The organism is Nocardioides sp. (genome assembly GCF_034670285.1).
Lineage (GTDB): Bacteria > Actinomycetota > Actinomycetes > Propionibacteriales > Nocardioidaceae > Nocardioides.
In genome coordinates this window covers 1-4,741 of sequence record NZ_JAXMNS010000309.1, presented here as the reverse complement: position 1 = coordinate 4,741, position 4,741 = coordinate 1, and the positions used below count along the sequence as shown (strand labels likewise).

Sequence of the window (4,741 nt, the reverse complement as noted above, 5' to 3'; positions counted from 1 at the left end):
GACGGCGCCCTCGAAGATCTCGATCCAGCGAGCAGCCAGGGCGCCGGCGTCCCAGGCTCGGGCGGAGTCGAGAGCGCCGGCGCCGAGGCGGTGGCGCAGGTCGTGGTCGAGCGCCAGGCGTCGCAGTGCGGAGGCGAGACCGCTCACCGACTGAGGAGCCACCAGCAGTCCGTTGACCTCGTGCTCGATGATCTCGCGTGGACCCGAGGGGCAGTCGAAGCTGACCGCCGGCACCCCGGCCGCCATCGCCTCCTGGAGCACGAGCGGGTAGCCCTCGGCGCGCGAGGAGAGGGCGGCGATCGAGGCGCGCGGCCACTCGGCGGCGAGGTTCGGCAGGCTGCCGGGCAGCTCGACGCGGTCCCACAGGTCGCGCTTGCGCACGTGGCGGGCCAGCTCGCCTCGGCTGGGGCCGTCACCGCAGAGACGCAGGCGCCATCCCGGCAGGTCGTCGGCGATCCTCGCGAAGGCCTCGACGAGCTTGATGAACTGCTTCTCCGGCACCAGCCGGCCCGCGGCCATGATCACCGGCGCGTCCAGCGAGGCGCGGGGCGTGAAGCCGAGCGGGAGCGGGTTGACCATCACGACCGTGGTCGGTGCGAGTCCCGCCAGCTGGTCGCGCAGCCAGGCCTCGATGGTGGGCGTGAGCAGCGCGACGGCGTCTGCGCGCGGAGCGAACGACAGCAGCGGCTCGAGGCCGGAGGTGCGGTCGTTGGAGGAGCGGTGCTCCTGGTGCACGACGATCACGCGGTCGGGGCTCAGGGTGATGCCGCAGGCCAGGAGGCCGGGCGTGACCGTGACGAGCACGTCGAGGTCGTCGAGGCGCGGCAGTCGCCGCTCGAGGGCGAGGTCGCACAGGGCGGTGAACTGGCCGTCCCAGCGAGCCGGCACGAGCGAGGACTGGCGGGCCTGGGCAGCGGCTGCCTCGCCGGGCTCGAGTCCGTCGAGCGCCGGGCGGTCGGGGTCGCGGAGGTCGACGAGGTGCTCGACGGCGATGCGGTCGTCGATCGCGTAGTGCGGGGTGTCGGCGCTGCGGGTGACGCTGAGCAGGCGTACGTCGTGACCGCCGGGGTGGGCGGCGAGGGCGTTGGCCTGGGTGATCACCGAACGGCTGGTGCCGCCCATGCCGTCGAGGTTGAAGACCAGGAAGCCGATCCTCATCAGGGGGCCTCGTCGTCGGCGAAGATGCGCACCAGCAGGGCTGCCTCTCGCGACCACGGCAGGCGCAGCAGCGGACGGTCGGCGTGGGGCTGGTCGAGCTGGGGGAGGGGTGCGGCGGACCGCGGGTCGAGGAGGTCGTTGGCGCGACGTCGTACGGGCTTCCAGGCGCCGGCGTGGCCGGTGACGGCGGGCCGGGTGGTCGGCTCGAGGTGGGTGACCGTCCGCGGTGTGATCGTGGCGGTGCCGCGCTCGTCGATCGGCCACGAGGCGAGCACGGCCCCCTCGTCGTCCAGGATCGCCAGGTCGGCGCCGGCGCCGGCGTCGAGGAGGGTGACCTCGAGGGCGTCGGGCAGCTTGCGGACGCCGAGCAGCCCGGCGGCCTCGGGCAGCAGCGTGGTGCGCACCCGCAGCCGGCCGTCGGGAGCGCGCACCAGGAGGTGCTGGGTGCGACCGTCGATGCTGGTGTGGCCGAGGGCGCTGGGCAGGGGCTCGGTCGTCAGCGACAGCGGGGTGCCGCCGTCCGGGGGCACGACCACGACGTCGTACCGCTGCTCATGTCCGTCGAGCGCAGCGAGATCGAGCCGAGCGCCGAGGTGGTCGGGCTGGTCGGTGATCGCCTCGGTGGGGACGTCCACGACCTGCTCCACCTGACTGTCGGCATCGACCCGAGCCAGCGCGAGGCGTCCTGGCTGCGCGTCGACCGCGACCCACAGCCAGCGACCCTCGATGAGGGTCGCGAAGGCAGCCGGCGGGCCCGAGGGTCCACCGGTGCCGTCGTGCTTCTCGGAGTCGTGCGCGGAGCCGCCACGACGGAGGTTGAGCCTCACCGGGTCAGAGGCCCTCTGCCTGCTCGTCGAAGGTCTGGTGCTCGAGCAGGTGGAGCACGGGGACACCGAGCTTGCGGCGGGCCTGGGAGGCCCAGTCGACGTGGAAGAACTCGGCCACCACGTGCGGGCGGGTGAGCACGATGGCCTCGCGCCCGTTGACGGCCGAGACCTTCTTGGCGAGCTCGGCGGCGGGGTGCCCGGTCACCAGGGCGCCACCGGCGACGGTGGCGCCGGCAGCCTCGAGCGCGGCGACCGTGGCGGCGAGCTCGTCGCGAGCCTGCTCCTGGGCGTGCTGCTCGAGGGCCTCGAGGTCGACCTCGCTCAGGGTCGGGGCGGGTGAGCCCACCATCTCGCTGCCGGACAGCGAGCCGAGCGAGGCCTCGACGCGGGCTGCGGCGTCGTCGACAGGGAGCAGCACGTGGTAGATCACGGGCTCCTCGATGCTCTCGTGCAGGCCGCGCACCTGGGTGGCGTCGAGCGAGCTGAGCTGCTGCTCGACGAGCAGCACCACGGGATAGGTGTTCTGGGTTTCGGTCATGGGTCACTCTCCTCCGGACAGGACACTAGCGAGGTCATAGCTCACCGGCTGCTCCAACTGGTCGTAGCCGCACGAGGTGGGGTCGCGATCGGGCCGCCAACGCTTGAAGTGGGCGGTGTGTCGGAAGCGTCGGCCCTCCATCGCGTCGTACTTCACCTCGAGCACCAGGTCGGGGCGCAGCGGGGTGAAGGACAGGTCCTTGCCGGCGCTCCAGCGGCTCTGGGTGCCCGGCACCCGGTCGGGGTTGGCGATCGCCTGCGGCTCGGGTCCGGCCCACGCGCTCCACGGGTGCTCGCTGATGGGACACACGAGCGCTTGCAGCTCGTCGATGAGCTCGGCGCGACGGACTGCGGTGAAGCTGGCGCTCACGCCCACGTGCTGGAGCGAACCGTCGGCGTACAGGCCCAGCAGGAGGCTGCCGAGCAGCGGGCGCTCGGGGGTGCTGGTCTTGTGCTCGCGATAGCCGGCGACGACGACGTCGGCGGTGCGCTCGTGCTTGACCTTCATCATGGTGCGGCCGTTCTCGACGTACGCGCCGCCGAGCGGCTTGGCGATCACGCCGTCGAGGCCGGCTCCCTCGAACTGGTGGAACCACTCCTGGGCAAGGTCGGGGTCCTCGGTGGTGCGGGTGAGGTAGCACGGCCCGCTGAGCCCGCCGAGGGCCTTCTCGAGGCCGGCGCGTCGCTCGACGAACGGACGATCGACGTACGACGTGTCGCCGAGGGCGAGGAGGTCGAAGGCGACGAAGCTGGCCGGCGTCTTCTCGGCGAGCATGTCGACGCGGGACGCCGCCGGGTGGATGCGCTCCTGGAGCACCTCGAACTCGAGCCGTTTGCCGATCGCGACGAACACCTCGCCGTCGAGCACGCAACGCTCGGGCAGCTGCTCGCGCATGGCGGCCACGAGCTCGGGGAAGTAGCGGGTCAGCGGCTTGGTGTTGCGGCTGGTCAGCTCGACCTCGTCGCCGTCCTTGAACACCAGGCAGCGGAAGCCGTCCCACTTCGGCTCGAAGCTCAGCCCGGCTAGGTCGTCGACGACGGTCTTGGCCGGATCGGGCACGCCCTTGACCGCCTTGGCGAGCATCGGGCGCACAGGTGGCATCACGGGCAGGTCCACGGACACCAACCTAGTCGAGTGTGCCCGGCGTATCGAGGCGCCGGGGCCGACGGTGGTTGAGGTGTGAGGAGCGCTAGCGACGAGCCTCGAAACCTGGTGACGTGCTTGTGACCCCGCTGGTCTCAGCGGGGTGTCGGGGCGTGGTGTTCAGGGCTCGGGTGGGTCGTCGAGGGGTGTCGTGATGGGCATGCGCCCGTGTCGTCTGCCTCTGACGACTCGGAAGCGGTGGCCGGAGGGGCTGGTCCAGTCGTAGATCCCGGGCTGGGGTGAGGTGTAGTCCCAGGTGGAGAAGGTCTTGGCGCGGTGGTGCTTCCTGCAGAGGAGCGAGAGGTTCGACGTCGTGGATTTCCCGCCGGCCTCAGGGTTGTTCTTGTTGAAGGGCACTCGGTGGTCGAGGTCGCAGTGAGCAGCGCGCCTGGTGCAGTTGGGGAACACGCAGCACTGGTCGCGCAGCCTCACCTGCTCCACGAGCTTCGCGGTCGGCACGTAGGCCGAGGCCGAGATCTCCTGGTTGAGGTCGATGACGGGCTTGATGGTGACGGTGGTGCCGGCGGTCTGGCACCAGTCCTTGAGCTGCTCGATCAGGACGTCTCCGCCGCCGATGTTGTCCAACGTGGCGTGGGGGCTGTCGGGGTCGATGTGGGCGTAGATGACGACCCCACGCCCGCCGGTGTCACCGCCTGCTTCTAGGTCGAGAGTGAGTTGCTGGCGCGCCATCTCACCCACGGCCATCGACCGCCGGGCGCCGAGAGATTCCTCGCACCCGAGGTCGCCCAGTGTCTTCGCGCCTTGCTTGACGGCTGCTTCGAGGTCGAGGGCGTCCTCGACCGACAGGGTGCCGGTGACCTCGACGGTGCCGTCGGTGGTGGCCTCTCGTCCTCCGAGGTGGACCTGGAATTCGCGGTCATCAGCAGCCTTGAGCCGCAGGCGCTCTGCTTCCTCGGGGTACGACAGGGTGAGGGTGTGCTCGCAGACCCGAAAGGCTTTCCACACCGGGACCTTCAACGCCACGACTTGTTCCCAGATGCGGCGCAGGCGGTAGCGGAGCTCGAGGGTCTTGCCGACGTAGGTGCACCCGGCTTCTGAGGACATCCCAAGGACG

At 71.1% G+C, this 4,741-nt stretch carries 5 protein-coding genes; all 5 read right to left on the bottom strand.

Annotated elements, in window-relative coordinates; genetic code table 11:
• Window positions 1-1,158: glycosyltransferase family 4 protein (locus VOI19_RS14620; protein WP_323793697.1), on the bottom strand; the 1,158-nt coding region annotated here is incomplete at its 3' end.
• Window positions 1,158-1,985: a hypothetical protein gene (locus VOI19_RS14615; RefSeq protein WP_323793696.1), complete on the bottom strand. Its 828-nt coding sequence runs from the start codon at window positions 1,983-1,985 to the stop codon at window positions 1,158-1,160. The genes VOI19_RS14615 and VOI19_RS14620, both read right to left, overlap by 1 nt.
• A 4-nt stretch (window positions 1,986-1,989) precedes the next feature.
• Window positions 1,990-2,523 carry a hypothetical protein gene (locus VOI19_RS14610; protein ID WP_323793695.1) on the bottom strand — a complete coding sequence of 178 codons (534 nt, stop codon included), beginning with the start codon at window positions 2,521-2,523 and terminating at the stop codon, window positions 1,990-1,992.
• A 3-nt stretch (window positions 2,524-2,526) separates the two neighbouring features.
• Window positions 2,527-3,639 (bottom strand): ATP-dependent DNA ligase, encoded by a 1,113-nt coding sequence (locus VOI19_RS14605; RefSeq protein WP_323793694.1) that lies wholly within the window; start codon window positions 3,637-3,639, stop codon window positions 2,527-2,529.
• A 147-nt stretch (window positions 3,640-3,786) separates the two neighbouring features.
• The coding region (locus tag VOI19_RS14600; RefSeq protein ID WP_323793693.1) for an HNH endonuclease signature motif containing protein at window positions 3,787-4,741 on the bottom strand (955 nt) is incomplete at its 5' end.